Source organism: Nostoc parmelioides FACHB-3921, assembly GCF_014696625.1.
Lineage (GTDB): Bacteria > Cyanobacteriota > Cyanobacteriia > Cyanobacteriales > Nostocaceae > Trichormus > Trichormus parmelioides.
In genome coordinates, this window is the sequence record NZ_JACJQL010000027.1 from 1 (window position 1) to 16,345 (window position 16,345).

At 42.6% G+C, this 16,345-nt stretch carries 15 protein-coding genes and 1 pseudogene; 6 read left to right on the forward strand and 10 right to left on the reverse strand.

Annotated elements, in window-relative coordinates; genetic code table 11:
- Positions 1 to 114 precede the first annotated feature (114 nt).
- The 4 genes and pseudogenes from H6G14_RS33645 to tyrS form a co-directional block, all read right to left on the reverse strand.
- A pseudogene (locus tag H6G14_RS33645) lies at positions 115 to 734 on the reverse strand (IS630 family transposase); the annotation flags it as partial.
- Positions 735 to 888: 154 nt separating this feature from the next.
- Positions 889 to 1,593 carry a hypothetical protein gene (locus H6G14_RS17790; protein WP_242053470.1) on the reverse strand — a complete coding sequence of 235 codons (705 nt, stop codon included), beginning with the start codon at positions 1,591 to 1,593 and terminating at the stop codon, positions 889 to 891.
- Between the two features lie 8 nt (positions 1,594 to 1,601).
- Positions 1,602 to 2,318, reverse strand: a complete 717-nt coding sequence (gene pyrF, locus H6G14_RS17795) for an orotidine-5'-phosphate decarboxylase (RefSeq protein WP_190568673.1) — start codon at positions 2,316 to 2,318, stop codon at positions 1,602 to 1,604.
- Positions 2,319 to 2,480: 162 nt separating this feature from the next.
- Complete coding sequence (gene tyrS / locus H6G14_RS17800) at positions 2,481 to 3,677, reverse strand: tyrosine--tRNA ligase (RefSeq protein ID WP_190568674.1); 1,197 nt, start codon at positions 3,675 to 3,677, stop codon at positions 2,481 to 2,483.
- Between the two features lie 176 nt (positions 3,678 to 3,853).
- Between tyrS and H6G14_RS17805 the strand changes: the two genes are divergently transcribed.
- A complete protein-coding gene (locus H6G14_RS17805; protein ID WP_190568675.1) occupies positions 3,854 to 5,776 on the forward strand; it encodes a PBP1A family penicillin-binding protein in 1,923 nt (640 codons plus the stop codon).
- 114 nt (positions 5,777 to 5,890) lie between these two features.
- On the opposite strand, the gene H6G14_RS17810 is transcribed toward H6G14_RS17805, so the two are convergent.
- Positions 5,891 to 6,214 (reverse strand): DUF1825 family protein, encoded by a 324-nt coding sequence (locus H6G14_RS17810; RefSeq protein ID WP_011317781.1) that lies wholly within the window; start codon positions 6,212 to 6,214, stop codon positions 5,891 to 5,893.
- A gap of 112 nt (positions 6,215 to 6,326) precedes the next feature.
- On the reverse strand, positions 6,327 to 7,289 hold the full coding sequence (locus tag H6G14_RS17815) for a J domain-containing protein (RefSeq protein ID WP_190568676.1): 963 nt from the start codon (positions 7,287 to 7,289) through the stop codon (positions 6,327 to 6,329).
- Between the two features lie 225 nt (positions 7,290 to 7,514).
- On the opposite strand from H6G14_RS17815, the gene H6G14_RS17820 reads away from it, so the two are divergent.
- The gene (locus H6G14_RS17820; protein ID WP_010997128.1) at positions 7,515 to 7,889 is read left to right on the forward strand and encodes an SHOCT domain-containing protein; all 375 of its coding nucleotides are present in this window, start codon (positions 7,515 to 7,517) and stop codon (positions 7,887 to 7,889) included.
- 169 nt (positions 7,890 to 8,058) lie between these two features.
- On the forward strand, positions 8,059 to 8,592 hold the full coding sequence (locus H6G14_RS17825) for a ComEA family DNA-binding protein (RefSeq protein ID WP_190568677.1): 534 nt from the start codon (positions 8,059 to 8,061) through the stop codon (positions 8,590 to 8,592).
- 138 nt (positions 8,593 to 8,730) lie between these two features.
- Here H6G14_RS17825 and lepB read toward each other — a convergent pair whose 3' ends face one another.
- From lepB to H6G14_RS17845, 4 genes are all read right to left on the reverse strand, one after another.
- Positions 8,731 to 9,303 carry a signal peptidase I gene (gene lepB, locus H6G14_RS17830; RefSeq protein WP_190568678.1) on the reverse strand — a complete coding sequence of 191 codons (573 nt, stop codon included), beginning with the start codon at positions 9,301 to 9,303 and terminating at the stop codon, positions 8,731 to 8,733.
- Between the two features lie 131 nt (positions 9,304 to 9,434).
- Positions 9,435 to 10,052, reverse strand: a complete 618-nt coding sequence (locus H6G14_RS17835; protein WP_190568679.1) for a hypothetical protein — start codon at positions 10,050 to 10,052, stop codon at positions 9,435 to 9,437.
- Between the two features lie 45 nt (positions 10,053 to 10,097).
- Positions 10,098 to 11,126 (reverse strand): glucokinase, encoded by a 1,029-nt coding sequence (locus tag H6G14_RS17840; RefSeq protein WP_190568680.1) that lies wholly within the window; start codon positions 11,124 to 11,126, stop codon positions 10,098 to 10,100.
- A gap of 43 nt (positions 11,127 to 11,169) precedes the next feature.
- Positions 11,170 to 11,817, reverse strand: a complete 648-nt coding sequence (locus H6G14_RS17845; protein WP_190568681.1) for a histidine phosphatase family protein — start codon at positions 11,815 to 11,817, stop codon at positions 11,170 to 11,172.
- A gap of 267 nt (positions 11,818 to 12,084) precedes the next feature.
- Between H6G14_RS17845 and H6G14_RS17850 the strand changes: the two genes are divergently transcribed.
- From H6G14_RS17850 to H6G14_RS17860, 3 genes are all read left to right on the forward strand, one after another.
- Entirely contained in the window at positions 12,085 to 12,402 is a 318-nt protein-coding gene (locus H6G14_RS17850; RefSeq protein WP_190568682.1) for a hypothetical protein, read from the forward strand.
- Positions 12,403 to 12,538: 136 nt separating this feature from the next.
- Entirely contained in the window at positions 12,539 to 14,266 is a 1,728-nt protein-coding gene (locus H6G14_RS17855; RefSeq protein WP_190568683.1) for a succinate dehydrogenase/fumarate reductase flavoprotein subunit, read from the forward strand.
- Positions 14,267 to 14,501: 235 nt separating this feature from the next.
- Positions 14,502 to 16,163 (forward strand): hypothetical protein, encoded by a 1,662-nt coding sequence (locus H6G14_RS17860; protein ID WP_190568684.1) that lies wholly within the window; start codon positions 14,502 to 14,504, stop codon positions 16,161 to 16,163.
- The last annotated feature ends 182 nt before the right edge of the window (positions 16,164 to 16,345 follow it).

A 16,345-nucleotide genomic window follows, 5' to 3' on the forward strand; every position in this document is an offset into this window, starting at 1 on the left:
TGTGCTGTCGAGGGTTTGCTGATTTCTCTGATTGTTCGATACCTAGTGAGTAGATGATACTTTTTATCAATCCACTCTTTTGCCATTTTGTCAATGCGTAAGTCCTAAAGTCGAAATCCAAGTTTCAAAAACAACACGATTGCAAGCTCCTTCTACAGTAAATGGTGCCATCAACTGTTGTTGACAGTATGCAGCAATCATATTGACCCGACCAGTTCTGCGTCCTGATTTGAATGCAAGAAACCTTTGACCTCGCTTACACCAGCCATAAGCATAATCATCCCGTGCATCCATTCCTGATTCATCTACATACACTTGTTGTGATTCTGGGATTAAATCTAATTGCTGGATAAAGTTGGCACGTTTAGCTTCATCTCGTTCTCGGTATCCATAAGTCTTTTTTTTCGCGACCAACCTATTTTTTTCAACCCGCGTGAAATTGTTCTCTTACTAATGTTGCCTGACCACAGTTGTGCCATTTGAGCTTGTGTCTTATCCCCGTGCATCACTGCAAACTGGCTAAACTTTTCCCAGTCAGTGATTTTGGCCTTTGTTGTGTTGGGGCGATTCGGCTTGGGTTGGTAGTCCCCTGTTTGGGCATACCTTTGTAGCCACAGATTTATAGTGTTGCGACTGATTTGGAATACTTGAGCCGCTTCCGTTTTCTTCACCCCATCTAATACGATCGCATTGATTACTTTTTGCCGTAAGTCATAACTGTAGGGTTTAGCCATCTGCTTTATCAATCTTTAGATTGTATTTTCTCAGTATATTTCCTAACAGCTTTGTCTACTGCTATATCTAGAGGTGTGCATACCGATCAGTCCGGTAGGGTATTTCCCACCGCCGCCATGATGAAAAAAATGTGAGTTACTTTATTACCCTTGGTTAGCGCATACGAATACTTCCTGCCTGACAATCTCGTAACCAAGTTTTGATGCCTTGGGCAATACTACCGTTACTACTATCTCGTGGCGGTGATGGTGGCTGTTGTTGGGGGTAAGCACCAGTCTGAGTAAACATCATCACAAAACGGCGATCGCCTGAAGTTTTCGTCAGTAATAGCCAATGAAATTCTTGTAATTCCACAGCTTTTTTATCTATGTACTGCCTTTCTAAGGTAGTAAAGAAAACTTGCTCAACATCGGAGGTAGCTTTTTCTTGTCCATCTGTGCTGGAAACATCAAGATTTAGGGGCAAGGGCTGAAATTCTGGTCTACCAGCTACCAAAATATAACTATAAATATCGCTACTTCGGCGGAGTCGGCGACCGCGTTGAGTGGCGCGATTGGCGTAACTCGGTAAATCACGCAATAACTGAGTAGTAAAAGTCTCTAAACTTTGCTGATCACAAACAAACTTTTTCTCAGGTTGTGTAGAGGGTTGAGGAGAGAGATTTTGTGAAACCGCCGCTTTCTCGAAAGTATTGGAAATAATCAGCCAAAAACCCAAAGTCAGCAGCCAAAAACCATAACTTGTCTTTTTAACAAAGTTGAGTGCTGTTAACGGGAGTTGAGCAGCGTACTGAGTAATAAATCCTTCCCCTGCCCCCCCTGCTCCTCTGCCCCCCCTGCTCCCTTTATGCCCTCCCATTTTTACCCTCATGCCACTGTCGTTAACTCTTGAGAAATGCGTTTCCAAGCTAACTCAGGTTCAGCCGCAGCAGTAATAGGACGACCAATTACTAAATAATCAGCCCCGGCTTGGATGGCTTGGGACGGGGTGAGCGATCGCTTTTGGTCTCCTGCTTCTGCCCATGTTGGGCGTACCCCTGGACAAACCAGCACAAAATCATCCCCGCAAATTTGCCGCAACTGCGCCACTTCCAGGGGTGAACAAACAGCCCCATCTAACCCCATCTCTTGCGCCATCATTGCCATATCTAAAGCATATTCTGGCAATTCTGAAGGAATTTTCAAATCTAACGCCAACTGTCTAGCAGAAATACTAGTTAGCACCGTCACAGCGATTAACTTGGGCGGTTTCACCCCCGCTTGTACAGATCCTTCCTCTACTGCCTCTTTCGCAGCCTTGAGGGCATCTCTGCCAGAGGTAGCATGAATTGTCATCAAATCTACCCCGTAACTAGCAGCCGCACGACAAGCCCCAGCCACTGTATTGGGGATGTCGTGAAATTTTAAATCGAGAAAGATACGCTTTTGTCTAGATTTCAGTACTTCTAGAATTTTCGGGCCGGAACTAGTAAACAATTCCAACCCAACCTTCCAGAAAGTCACCGACTCTAACTTATCAATGAGAGCGATCGCACTCTCCGTATCCGGCACATCCAAAGCCACAATTATTTTGTTATTAGTCATTGGTCAGTTGTCAGTTGTCAGTTGTCAATTGTTATTGGTCAACAGTCCATAGTTATTCTTCTTTGCCTCCTCTGCTCCTCTGCTCCTCTGCTCCTCTGCTCCTCTGCTCCTCTGCTTCCCCTGCTCCCCCTGCTCCCCTGCACCCCTACACCCCTGCCTCTTCTAAGGTACTAAGCGCACAAACTTATTTTTCCCCACTTGTAACACTCGCCCTTGCAGTTCATCTGGCTGCTGGAAGGTGGTATCAGCATCAGAAATGCGATCGCCGTCTAAGCGTACTCCACCTTCTTGGATTTTTCGTTTGCCTTCCCCTGTGCTTTTGCACAAGCCAGTAGCACCAAGTAAATAAGCCAACTTAACGGGGAATTGGGGTACACCAGCTAAGGAAAATTCTGGGACTGCGCCTTCTTTACCGCCACTCTTGGCAGCTTCTTTGGCTTCCTGTGCTGCTTGTTCGCCGTGGTATTGTTTGACGATTTCCCAAGCTAAGAGCATTTGGCGATCGCGGGGATTTGCTGGTAACTTGTCTATTGGTAAATCAGTCAGTAGTTCAAAATACTGTTCCAGCATTTGATCGGGAACACCTTGTAACTTTTGGTATTTTTGTCCTGGGTGTTCAGACAAACTCACGTAATTACCTAAAGACTTGGACATTTTCTGCACACCATCAGTGCCAATCAAAATAGGCAAAAGTACTCCAAACTGAGGCTTTTGACCAAAATGGCGCTGTAAATCACGACCAACAGCAATGTTAAACTTCTGGTCTGTGCCGCCTAATTCCACATCTGCCTCAATAGCCACCGAATCATACCCCTGCATCAAAGGATAAAGGAACTCATGCAGGAAAATTGGGTTCTCTTTCTTATAGCGATCGGCAAAGCCTTCTTTGGCTAACATTTGCCCCACGGTCATGGTGGCAAGTAACTCAGTAATTTTTCCCAAATCAAGCCGGGAAAGCCATTCTGAGTTATAACGTACCTCTAATCTTCCGGGTGTGTCAAAATCCAAAATAGGACGCACTTGGTCGAGGTAGGTTTGAGCATTTTGCTTCACATCTTCCTCTGTCAGTTGACGACGCATCTCAGACTTACCAGTCGGGTCGCCAATACGTGCCGTAAAATCACCAATAATTAACACTGCCGTATGACCAGCATCTTGAAACCCTCGCAGTTTACGCATTGGTATGCTATGACCAAGATGAATATCGGCTCCTGTCGGGTCAATACCATATTTAACCCGTAGAGGTCGATCTGTAGTTGCTAGGCGTTTCTCTAGACTCTCGATGTCACTTTCAGCATCAGTAGGTTGTGGGAAAACTTCCGCTATCCCACGATGCAGCCAAGAAAAATTTTCCGCCATACTTTAAGAGATTCGCTATTAACTACGTTTTTTACTAGAGAAATTGGGTTGGTTATGTTCACGAGACAAATTGTCCGTTATTTCATCTGCCAAACTAATATAATTGCAAAAAATTAACCGCCCTGCTTCAAAGAATGAATTACAGTAATATTTACAAGTGAGGAAGTGAAATCGCCGTGTCGTCTAGGACTTTTGAACAAAAGCAACCGCAACGTCGTACTTCGTCGGGATTTGAATTTTTTAAAGGAGTAGGCCAGATAGCTGGCGGGACTCTTTTATCACTGACGATGTTGACAAGCTCCATTGTAGCTGGAGGGCTTGTTGGTTTAGCGATCAGTTTCCGGAATTTACCAGATGTCAGACAGCTACGTAATTTCTTCCCATCGGAAACAACTTACATCTACGACATTAAAGGCAAACTACTAGCTAGTGTCCACGGGGAAGCCAACCGCGAAGTCGTACCGTTAGATCGAATTTCCCCCAATCTGAAACGGGCTGTACTCGCCAGTGAAGATAGTCATTTCTATTATCACCACGGTATTAACCCCACTGGTGTAGGACGTGCTGTCGTCACTAACTTAGCGGCGGGTGGTGTAAAAGAAGGTGGTTCTACCATCACCATGCAGTTGGTGAAAAACCTATTTTTGACTCGTAGGCGTGCCTTTACTCGGAAGCTAGCCGAGGGAGTGCTAGCAATTCGGTTAGAACAAATTCTTACAAAAGACCAAATTTTAGAAATGTACCTCAATCAAGTGTATTGGGGTCACAATAATTACGGGGTGCAAACAGCCGCACGGAGTTACTTTAATAAGTCAGCCGAGAACTTAACGATCGCTGAATCAGCGATGATGGCGGGTTTAATCCAAGCGCCCGAAGAATTTAGCCCCTTTGCTAGCAAAAAGTTAGCCCAGCAGAAACAAAAAGAAGTGCTGGGACGGATGCTGGAATTGAACTGGATTACCCAGAAAGAATATGATGATGCGCTCAGGGAAGAACTAACATTCGGCAGAATTAAGTCTTTTCAAGGTAGCGCGCTGCCATATATAACCAATACCGTGTCCCAGGAGCTAGCGAAAAAGTTTGGTCGTGAAACCCTGCTGAAGGGTGGTATGCGGGTACAAACCACAGTCGATGCTAGTTTCCAAATCATGGCAGAAGACACTGTGAAGAAATGGCATAAAACTCTACTCGGTGAAGGATTAAGTAGAAATCAAATTGCACTGGTAGCTATTGACCCCAGGACTCATTTTGTCAAAGCCCTAGTCGGTGGCGTAGACTCTAGATCTAGTGAGTTTAACCGAGCTACACAAGCTCTACGTCAACCGGGATCTTCCTTTAAACCGTTTGTTTACTACGCTGCTTTCGCCACCGGTAAATTTGCACCTGATAGCACGGTGATAGATGCTCCAGTGAGATATCGTGATGGCGATAATTGGTATAGTCCTAGAAATTATGATGGTGGCTTTAGCGGTGCCATGTCCATTCGCACTGCCCTAGCGCAATCACGTAACATTCCCGTGATTAAACTGGGTAAAACCATTGGCATGAATAAAGTAGTGGAAACTTGCCGCATTTTAGGAATCATGAGTCCAATGGAACCTGTGACCTCCCTACCGCTAGGGGCGATTGGTGTCACGCCACTAGAAATGGCTAGTGCTTATGCGACTTTTGCCAATTATGGTTGGCAATCACCACCGACAGTCATTGCTCGGATTACTGATAGCAGTGGCAATGTGTTATTAGATAATACCCCCAAACCCCAGCTAGTGTTAGATCCTTGGGCATCGGCCGCGATTATAGATGTGATGCGATCAGTTGTGACTAATGGTACTGGTAAAGGTGCTGCTATAGATCGCCCATCTGCTGGGAAAACGGGTACAACCTCATCTGAAAAAGATATTTGGTATGTAGGTACTGTACCGCAGTTAACAACGGCTGTCTGGATAGGTAGAGATGACAACCGACAGCTAGCCAGTGGTGCAACTGGTGGTGGGAAAGTTGCTCCTATCTGGCGTGATTTTATGACTAAGGCACTCAAGGGCGTACCAGTGCAGAACTTCAAGCCGCCTTCCCAATTTCCGCGTCCTAAGGCGAATTAGGGGACTGGGTATCGGGGATTGGAGAAATTAGTCACTTTCTCTCCCCTGCTCCCTTCTGGGCTGTACGCCCGGCTGCTGTGATTGCTTCCTAGTACCTAATCCCCAGTCCCAATGTCAAGTCTGTTTCTCCAGCTCAGATTTCATCCTCTCTAGAGTCAGATTCATCTGGTCGAACATCTGTTGAGGAGTTATGCCAAACTGATTTAATTGAGTTTTGAGCTGCTCTACGGTCATTTGTGCCATAAAGTCTTCTGAAAGCTCGAATCGCTTCATAAAGACGCGATAGCGATCCATCATTGCTTCCATTTGCTCAATAAATAACTTTTTACCTTCACGGTCAAACTTGCCGTAGTTGTTGCCTAGTTTAATCAGTGCTTGATAATCTTCAAACAACTGCTTTGCTTCTTGCTGAACTATCTCAGAGTCAAAGAATCCCATGTGCCTCTATTGGGCTGAGTAATATCACTCAGCAGTTTATAGTTTTGCCTCTATTTTCATTCTAGTCTAGGGGATTCATCTTATAACTAAACTTCGGTCTCAGTACGGTTTTTTACCGAGATTTCAACACTTGACTGATGTTAGCTTCTAATTTGGTAACAAATTTGCTTAACATAGCAGCAATACCTAAAGCTTTAGCTACTGATGGTGGATCAAGATTATCAATACATTCAATTTTTAGATATTTGGCATATTTTAAAGCTAGTTCCTGCCGGGGATTTAGTTTTAATGCTTGGCGCATATAAACTTTTGCCATTCCCACAAAACTCTGTCTTAGATAAACGAAGCCTAATAAGGCATAATAATCGCTGTTACTTGGTTCTAGCTTAATCGCATCCCGTAGTTCCTGCACCGCACTAGCCCATTGACCTTGTTTTGTATACTGAAGGCCACGCTGGTAGTGCCGTGGAGCATAATTTATGACTGCGGGTTGGACACTAGCCTTCTCATCTGATGTAATTTCTCTTTCCTGGGGTTCTACGGGTTGAGGTTTTTCCTGGGATTTTACAGATGGTTTTACTTCCAAAATTAAAGGATCGGACTTTTGCAAGGATAAGTAAGCTAGATTGAGGGTAATTATTTGTCTAGTTACTTGATGGCACTTGCGCGGATATTTATACTGAGCTTCAGCACAGGTGGCGATCGCCTGTTGATAAAACGAATCTGCTTCTCGTGCAGACATTGCCATCATTTGCTTGGCTACGGCACTTTGCAGATATAGGGACTGTTTTTTCCAGGCGATCGCTTCTGACCGCAGTGATTCTAAAATGTTCTGACGCTTTTGCTGATTCTTCAATTGCTCGTAAGCAGGGTTAACCAAACAGGTAAAGATTGCTGTGGCTAATTCTTTCTCTAGATGATTATTTTTCGTATAGCGGTCAGGATGTAATAGTTTTGCTAAAACGTGATAGCGGGTGAGAATTTTTTTCTCATCAGCAGTCACAGGAATCCCTAACACAGCATAGGGGTCAGAGAGTTGCTTCAGCCATTCTGCGGGGAGAAAAGTCTGTGACATTTGATTATGATTTGCAGATGAAAACTTTAAGATAGCATCGAGGTGTGGGGATTGGGATCTGAGGAGCGGGGTTAGGGATTAATATTTACCTGGGGTTTAAATTAATAAAATATATTTATATTTTGCTGGGGAGATAAAATTTGCTCAAGCCGTATTCATTTAGGTGTTTTGCGACGATCTCACTCTGATTGACAAAACTGTGGTAATTGTAGATTAATAGGGGATATGTTAACTAAGCGTAAGAGTCGAAGTATTGCCGCTATTTTAGCTTTTGCTGGGACGGTGAGCATCTCTGGATTACATAAGTTTTATTTAGGACAGCCACTTTGGGGGTTGTTGTATGTATTACTCTCTTGGACACCTATTCCTAAGGTAGCTAGCGCTATTGAAGGAGTTTGGTATTTAGCCCAAGATGAAGAAGCTTTTGACAGAAATTTTAATTTGGGTAAACCCGCAGTCAAGCAATCTCCATATGTAGTCAATCAGGTGGGAGCGATCGCTGATGCCTTACGCGAATTAGATAGTCTACGTCAAGATGGCCTGATTTCTGAGTATGAATTTGAACAAAAGCGCCGTCAGTTGCTAGATCAGATTTCTTGATGGGGATTGGGGAGGCTGGGGAAGCAGGGGGAGCAGGGGGAGCAGGGGGAGTAGGGGAAGAAAATTGACAACTGTACGGGCGGGTTTACAGATATCCTCACTCTTGGACGATGATCTTCATAAACCCGCCCCTACTGACAACTGACAACTGACAACTGACAACTAGCTAATGACTAAATGGCTTCCTTGGAATTCTAAGTTACAAAAACTTCGTACCAAGCTGCTCAATGACCCATACTATCGACTACAGTCTGGGGAGGAGATTCAGATTGCAGCAGAATTGGGAATTCGTATTGATACTAACCAAGCAACTGTAGATGATTGGTTGCGGCTACCGGGTTTGTCGATTCACCAAGCGCGATCGCTTGTGGAACTTTCCCATTCTGGTGTTAAATTTTACTGTATTGAAGATATTGCTGCGGCTTTGGGGCTACCAGCACCACGACTGGAACCGTTAAAGCCTTTATTGATTTTTAGTTATTATGACCACGAATCACTAGTTGGTTCTACGCAATTAGTTAATCCCAATACCGCCTCAGTTGAACAGTTAGTCCAAATACCATACATGGATGTGTCTTTAGCCCAGGCTGTGGTAGAAAATCGAGCTTCGGCGGGAGCTTACCGTAATTTAGCTGATTTCCAACGAAGATTACAACTGCCTGGTGAGGCGATCGCCCAGTTAATGTATTTTCTGAGGTTTTAATTCTTTAGGACTTACGCACCCAGATTTTCTGTTGAGGCCGGGTGTAAGGGTGCAAGGGTATAGGGGTGCATTTATACCCCTATACCCTTATACCCCTTTCCAAACCCTTGATTTTTTGTTTTCATGGGTAAGTCCTATTTAAATTATTCCTAAACGATTAGGCGGCCAAAAGCGAAATACTGCCCTACCAATGATATTCTCCTTAGGTAAAAAGCCCCAGTAGCGGGAGTCATTGCTGTTGTTGCGGTTGTCTCCCATGACGAAGAATTGGTTTTCTGGGACTTTGACTGGTGGAAATGGTTGATTAGGTGGTTCTGCAATGTATTCTTCTGGTAATGCTTTCCCGTTCAAGTAGACTTTGCCATTGTTAACGCTGATGATTTCTCCTGGTGTAGCAATCACACGTTTGATAAAAGCTTGATCTTTGGGGTATCCCCGGCGTTGTAGTTCTGCGGGTGGCTGAAAAACGACTATATCCCCAGTTGTTGGTGGTTGAAAATTGTAAGAGACTTTTTCCACTACTAGGCGATCGCCTTCATATAAAGTAGGAACCATCGATTCTGAAGGTATGTAGCGGGGTTCGGCTATGAATGTCCGAATTAATAGGGCTAAACATAAAGCGATCGCTATCAGCGTTAAATTTTCTTGCCAACCTCGCCATGCTTTCGATGGTGTAGAGGCTTGTTTCGTATCACTTTCCTGAGGATTCATAGAAGTTTTTGGCCGGTTGAATTAGGTAAAACAAATACTTTGATTATTCTATTAGGACTTATGCAGCCAAATTCTTTATTTTAGGAGTGTTTAAGGGTGTCAGGATTATATCCTCACACCCTGATATTTTTTTACTTTTTCAGAACTAGGTGAAAAGAATTGAGATATCCCGTAATGGTTTTAGCTAAATTCTGCTGCTGTTTTTTAGTAGTTATAGCCATTACTTGATACAAGCGTCCTTCAGCTAAGTAAATTCTGCTTCTGGTAATTTTGCCACCAGAATTAATGTATGCAATTTCCTTACCAGGATGACCATTAGAACTGCGAATATTGCGCTGATTCAACAAATTACTTTGGGTAGTCTTGAGCGCCATATCCCGAACATTATTCAATATTTCTTGGGGGTCTGTTATTTTCCCATAACTATGGGGAAATTCATTGTATACCACTAAATAGGCTACTTCCTGTTTTGGTGGTTGGGCTAAAAATACCTCTAGGTTAATTTCTCCCATGTAAGTTTTTTGGGTCTGAGAATCCTGTTTAGGTATTCCTGGCATCAATACAGAAAAGCGTCCATCTGGGGCAGTAAATAACTTCCATTCTGATTGGACTGGTTGAGCAGGTTTCTTTTGAGACACTACTGTTTTGGCAGGCACAGAAGCAGGTTTCGGCTGACGTGCTTCTACAATCATGGAACCACTACAAACTATGGTAGCAGCGATTAATGGTAAGACAAATTTTGGTGTCATGGTTTTAGCATTCGCAGATGCTGATATCACTGATGATGCTAGCTGTTATAACCTAGCAGCACACAAAGCAGCACCTATGAGTCCCACTTGCTGATTGAGAATAATATGCACCGGTATTTCTTCTAGCAGAGGACGCATTCTGCCTTTTTGGCTGAAATTAAGCAAGAAATTGCTATTTTCAATCAATGGCAAGACTTTAGGGGCAATTCCACCAGCAATGTACAAACCGCCGTATGGTAGGAGTTTGAGGGCAAGATTTCCCGCTTCTGCTCCATAAGCATCGATAAATAATTGTAGGGCTTGTTCCGAAAGGCGATCGCTTCCTTGGACTGCGGCTTTACCGATAGCTGCACCAGGATCAACGGTTTTTTCAGCCTGTCCTGCTTGTTGTTCCCAAGTGCGGACAACTTGGGCAATTTCTGGCGATTCTGTAGCGAGTTTGCGATCGCGTAAAAATTGGTAAATGGCGACAATCCCTTGTCCAGAAACCACCCGTTCCACAGAGACGCGCTGGATATCATGTTTATCTAGCAGATATTTCAACAACTGAAACTCTAACTCGTTGCGGGGGGCAAAGTCGGCGTGTCCACCTTCCGAGGGGAAAACTTGATATTGGTTTCCCTGTTTAATTAAAAATCCTTGTCCCAATCCAGTACCAGCACCAATAATAGCAATAGGCGCTTCTGGTTGATGTTTACCAGCTTGTAAGGTGAACAAATCTTGTTTATTTAGACCAAAAATCCCATAGCCAACAGCAGCAAAATCATTAATTAGGGAAATGAAGGGGATACTTAATTCTTGTGCTAGTCGTTCAGTATCCAAAAACCAGACTAAATTGGTCAGCTTGGCAGTATTATTCACCACTGGGCCGGCGATCGCAAAGCAAGCCTTTTCGGGGTGACTAGGTATATTAGCCTTGACTAAAAATTGCTGCACCATCGGCACTAAATCTGGAAAATCCCCACTCTGGTAACTTTCCTCATAAATATTGTGCAGTTCCGACGAATTTGATATTTCTACCAATCGCAAAATAGTTTTCGTCCCGCCGATATCTCCTGCTAACAATAAAGTCATAAAAATTACCAGTAAATTTAGTTAGTGGTCAACAGTCAATAACCTATGCAAATCGGATAACTTCTTCTACCTGAGCCAAATGAGAAGTGTCTCCTTTTAGTTCTAGCAACCAATCCGGGCCATAACGCACAACTTTGACTAGGGAACATAAGGAAGCTTTAACTTCAGTTTTGGCAATTTCCCCTACTAGCCCCATAGCCGCCCCCAGCACAGAAGCGCCATGAGCTACCAACAAAATATTATCTGGAAAACATTCAGTTACTAAACATCGGGCTGTTTGTCCGGAACGCGCCCTGACTTCTTCATGGGTTTCGGGATAGTTGGCTGCTATGCGTGCTGTGTAACCGAGATCAATTCGGGGAAATAATTCTGCTAAGGCTGGAGTTGATAGTTTTTCTGGTTCTTCAGTCATCCAAGCAGGATTAAGCCATTCACTCAAACCCGTTTCTAGATTTATGGGCAAATCCAAGACCTCTGCTACGGCGTTAGCTGTTTGTACCGTTCGCAGAAAAGGAGAAGCAAAAATATGAGCGATTTTTTCCCCTCGCAAACGTTGAGCGAGCTGTTTCGCTTGTACCATCCCATCATCAGACAAGGGTGGATCATAGCGTCGTTCTGCGGTGAGAAACCAGTCGGGGTTAACAAAGTCGAGGCGGTTGGCGTGTCTTGCGATCCAGACTATTTGACTCATGGGTTTATTTATTCAAGCGAATTTTATTCGCTGCACATAAAAATAGACACCCATAAAGACGGGTGCAAACCCAATATATGATAAATCTTGTAATCTTTTGTAATAAGTCATTGGTGAATAGTTATCAGTCATCAGTCAACCCTCAACAGTCATCACTGAGATCATGTGAAGTGATATTACAAACCTTGGAAAAATATTGAGAAATTGTCTGCCTGTCAAACATGGTTTTAACGTAGAACCTATAGGAGAGACTTGAGGCAAAAATAAATGAGCAAAAATAATAATCAAAAATATCGTTTTATCTGTACTTTGACCTTTGGTGATATCTACGGTCAAATAATTGTCTGGTTAATTACTGTTACCGTCAGTTTGGCATCAGCTTTAGCACTAATGGGCGCGAGAAGACCAGTGTATGCTTTAGCAACTGTAGGTCTGGTTGTGCTTTTATCTCTACCTTTCTTGTTGTTTGCATTTGTAACGACATTATTAAATCATATTGAAGTTATGGCGGTAGAACCAGGAACAAAGACAGAACCTATTCCTGGTAATGTTTCCCAACAACAACCTGTACAAGCCACAAGTTGATATTATTAATTAATGTTGAATTTTGAATTTTGTAAGTTCCCTGTCTACTGGCAGGGAATTTTTTTTTAAATGCAAAACTGCTGAGTGAATCACCTCTCTACAATAGAACAGCAGTGTTTTGCAGTCGGTGGTTAATATGCTAGAGCATGATGTGATTATTGTCGGGGGTGGGCTGGCGGGATGTCGGGCGGCTGTGGAAATTGCCCGTAATGACCCTAGTTTAAATGTGGCAGTGGTTGCCAAAACTCACCCCATTCGTTCCCACTCTGTTGCAGCTCAAGGTGGTATGGCTGCATCACTGAAAAATGTAGATTCTACTGATACTTGGGAGGCTCACGCTTTTGATACTGTCAAAGGTTCTGATTATTTAGCAGACCAAGATGCAGTAGCAATTCTGACTCAGGAAGCCCCAGATGTGGTGATAGACCTGGAACACATGGGGGTTTTGTTCTCACGTCTCCCTGATGGTCGCATTGCTCAACGGGCTTTTGGTGGACACTCCCACAACCGCACCTGTTACGCAGCTGATAAGACTGGTCATGCCATTCTACACGAGTTGGTCAATAATTTGCGGCGTTATGGTGTGCAGATTTACCAAGAGTGGTACGTGATGCGCCTGATTTTGGAAGAAAATGAGGCGAAGGGTTTAGTCATGTACAGCTTGTTAGACGGGCATATAGAGGTTGTCCGAGCTAAGGCGGTGATGTTTGCCACAGGGGGTTATGGTCGCGTTTATAACACTACTTCCAATGATTATGCCTCTACTGGTGATGGTTTAGCGATGACAGCGATCGCCGGTTTACCTCTGGAAGATATGGAGTTTGTCCAATTCCATCCCACGGGTTTGTATCCGGTGGGTGTCTTGATTTCCGAGGCTGTACGGGGGGAAGGGGCGTATTTAATTAATAGTGAAGGCGATCGCTTTATGGCGACCTATGCACCCAGTCGCATGGAACTAGCACCCCGCGATATTACCTCACGGGCGATCGCTTATGAAATTCGGGCTGGACGTGGTGTAAATTTGGATGGAAGTGCAGGCGGCCCCTTTGTCTATCTGGATTTGCGCCACATGGGCAAAGAAAAAATCATGAGTCGCGTTCCCTTCTGTTGGGAAGAAGCCCATCGCTTAGTCGGTGTGGATGCAGTCACTCAACCCATGCCAGTCCGTCCGACAATTCACTATTGTATGGGTGGTATCCCTGTAAACACTGATGGTAGAGTCCGCAGTAGTGGTGATGGCTTAGTTGAAGGGTTTTTTGCGGCTGGTGAAACATCTTGTGTATCTGTCCACGGGGCAAATCGTCTCGGTAGTAATTCTCTATTAGAATGTGTAGTTTATGGTAAACGAACTGGGGCAGCGATCACTCAATATGTGCAGAACCGTAAATTACCTGCCATAGATGAACAACGTTACATCAAACAAGCCCAGCAAGAAATCCAAGCCCTACTTGAACAACCAGGAGAGTACCGCATCAACCAAGTCCGCCAAGCTTTCCAAGATGCAATGACAGATTACTGTGGCGTTTTCCGTACTCAAGAGTTAATGGGTCAAGGTTGGCAAAAAATTACAGAAATACAACAAAAATACAGTCAAATATACTTAGACGATAAAGGCAGTTGTTGGAATACTGAACTAGTAGAAGCTTTAGAGTTGCGGAGTTTAATGATAGTCGGACAGACGATTTTAGCCTCAGCTTTAAATCGTCAAGAAAGTCGTGGCGCACACTTCCGCGAAGATTACCCACAGCGAGATGATACCAAGTTCCTGCAACACACAATGGCTTACTATTCACCTGCTGGGATTGATATTCAATATCGCCCAGTCACCATTACCATGTTTGAGCCACAGGAGCGCAAGTATTAGATAAAGTCAGTAAATTGAGACGAGAAACGCAAAACTGTTACGCTTCTCGTCCTACCCAAGAAAGTTGACGTGTTTTCTATCACTCTAAAACAGTGCTTTATCCCCTAAGTATCTTCATGGATACATAGCAATAAAAAAACAAAAATTCATAAACTCGTGATGTATGATACTAAAAATAAATGCTTAAACACTAAGTATTCAGTTTCACATCATCATTATTCAAAATATAACTATCATGTTTAAACTTAGCTCAGAGTTAAAGAATCTTAGTAAAATTACGCTTATAGGATACGGTCTGATATTTTTAGCGATCGCTGTAGGTTTTGTCACCAGAATCATCGCTGTTTTTCAATATGTTTCATTTGATATTGGCCCAGCACCTGATCAAATTAAAGATGCCTTTACCGTTATCAATATGTGGAAAGGAGAGTTGCCTACACTTGGCCCCCAAGCTGCTGTAGGCGGACACCATATTTTGCCCCTCTATTATTATCTTTTCTTTCCTTTCACCCTTTTAGGAGCATCTCCGGTTTTTCAAGCTTTCCCGAATGCCTTTTTCTCTTTTTTATCTATCCCTTTATTAGTTTACTTAGTTTATAAATTATTAGAAAATGTTGAACCACAAACCAGAATTATGCTAAGTGGTTTAGCTGGATTTTGGTACAGTGTGCTTTACGGGGAAATATTTATTAGTAACTTTCAATGGAATCCAAGTTCTGTTCCCTTCTTTTTAATAGCTTTTACATTGCTGTACTATTTTCAAATGGAGGGTAAATTTTCTTTCCCTATACAAGCAATATGTTGGGCAGTATATGGAGTGATTTTAGCTATATTAATGAGTTTGCACTCCTCCACGCTATTTGTCATGCCCGTGGTATTTATTATTAATTGCGGTATTTTTATATATAAAGCAGTTAAAAGAAAAAGCTACTCATTAATAACTTTACCTATAATCAGTATTTTAGCGAGCGCAATTGTATTATTGCCGTATTGGATAGGTGAATTTGGACGGGGTTTTAAAAATACAAAGTATATTCTTAAAACTATATTTAAGGCTAAGTCAGCATCAGATAATTCTTTGTTGATGAGCCTGGGTAAAAGACTAAGCAATTTATTTCTAAACTATTTCAAGCTATTTCAAGAAGCATATCTTTGGCATCCATCTTGGATTTACTTCCTCATAACTATTATCTTTATCTCTTTAGTTACATATTTGGGGATAATTAAATTTAAGGGAAATCAATATATTTGGGGTAGTTTGTGTGCGACATGGGGCATTTATCTATATGCTGCTTCTAACCTTGATTCAGAAATAACTTATTTTCATTATAAGTTACTCATTGTATTTGCACCCATTGTTTTAACAATTACATCTCTGGCTTACAACAAATTTTCCTTGGGTAAGAAACGGATTCTTTATATATTTAGTGGCATCATTATTACAATTTCCTGCTTTAGTAATTTATTTTATGAATATCAGTTTTTATTAAGTAAATATAGTAGCAATCGGGTGATGAACACAGCAGATATGACGGAAATGATTAGTAAATTACCGTCAGATGCAGTCCTCTGCGACCCCAGAATTAGGAAGAGGAGAAAAATTCATAATCAATATAATTATATTGATAGTAATATTACGCGTAAGGGAATTAAACTTGTTAACATTTGTGAGGCTGGCAATTATGTCATCCATCCTAAAAGATTATTGCTTCTTGAGAGCGCTTATCTCAATGACACGAGTTATGAAAAACCATACTACGTAAAATTTACACAATCAGATTTGCAGAATCTATGGCCAATATTTAAAATTGCTGATAATACCAAAATTACTAGACCAGCAAAGGTTTTTTTAGAAACAGATACAGCGACAGTTTATATTTTGGATAAACAAGGGTGAACTGTACAATACACCTGAAATTATGTCACATGATATAGCTGGGGTCTGGGGAGTGGGTTAAAAGTCTTGTTGTGTCTAGGTTGTATCATCTATTGATGTCCTAACACCACTGACGACAGCTATATGTATTGTTTAAGGTGCGTCAGACGGCTCGAATGCTCTCAATAAACAGATTCTTGATA

What these genes read in the sequence shown, in the direction of transcription:
- H6G14_RS17825 (WP_190568677.1), top strand. Translation starts at nt 8,059, where the DNA reads ATGACTAAATGGCTTCCTTGGAATTCTAAGTTACAAAAACTTCGTACC.
- tyrS (WP_190568674.1), bottom strand. Translation starts at nt 3,677, where the DNA reads ATGGCGGAAAATTTTTCTTGGCTGCATCGTGGGATAGCGGAAGTTTTC.
- H6G14_RS17815 (WP_190568676.1), bottom strand. Translation starts at nt 7,289, where the DNA reads ATGTCACAGACTTTTCTCCCCGCAGAATGGCTGAAGCAACTCTCTGAC.
- H6G14_RS17850 (WP_190568682.1), top strand. Translation starts at nt 12,085, where the DNA reads ATGAGCAAAAATAATAATCAAAAATATCGTTTTATCTGTACTTTGACC.
- H6G14_RS17855 (WP_190568683.1), top strand. Translation starts at nt 12,539, where the DNA reads ATGCTAGAGCATGATGTGATTATTGTCGGGGGTGGGCTGGCGGGATGT.
- H6G14_RS17790 (WP_242053470.1), bottom strand. Translation starts at nt 1,593, where the DNA reads ATGGGAGGGCATAAAGGGAGCAGGGGGGGCAGAGGAGCAGGGGGGGCA.
- H6G14_RS17845 (WP_190568681.1), bottom strand. Translation starts at nt 11,817, where the DNA reads ATGAGTCAAATAGTCTGGATCGCAAGACACGCCAACCGCCTCGACTTT.
- pyrF (WP_190568673.1), bottom strand. Translation starts at nt 2,318, where the DNA reads ATGACTAATAACAAAATAATTGTGGCTTTGGATGTGCCGGATACGGAG.
- H6G14_RS17820 (WP_010997128.1), top strand. Translation starts at nt 7,515, where the DNA reads ATGTTAACTAAGCGTAAGAGTCGAAGTATTGCCGCTATTTTAGCTTTT.
- lepB (WP_190568678.1), bottom strand. Translation starts at nt 9,303, where the DNA reads ATGAATCCTCAGGAAAGTGATACGAAACAAGCCTCTACACCATCGAAA.
- H6G14_RS17840 (WP_190568680.1), bottom strand. Translation starts at nt 11,126, where the DNA reads ATGACTTTATTGTTAGCAGGAGATATCGGCGGGACGAAAACTATTTTG.
- H6G14_RS17835 (WP_190568679.1), bottom strand. Translation starts at nt 10,052, where the DNA reads ATGACACCAAAATTTGTCTTACCATTAATCGCTGCTACCATAGTTTGT.
- H6G14_RS17810 (WP_011317781.1), bottom strand. Translation starts at nt 6,214, where the DNA reads ATGGGATTCTTTGACTCTGAGATAGTTCAGCAAGAAGCAAAGCAGTTG.
- H6G14_RS17860 (WP_190568684.1), top strand. Translation starts at nt 14,502, where the DNA reads ATGTTTAAACTTAGCTCAGAGTTAAAGAATCTTAGTAAAATTACGCTT.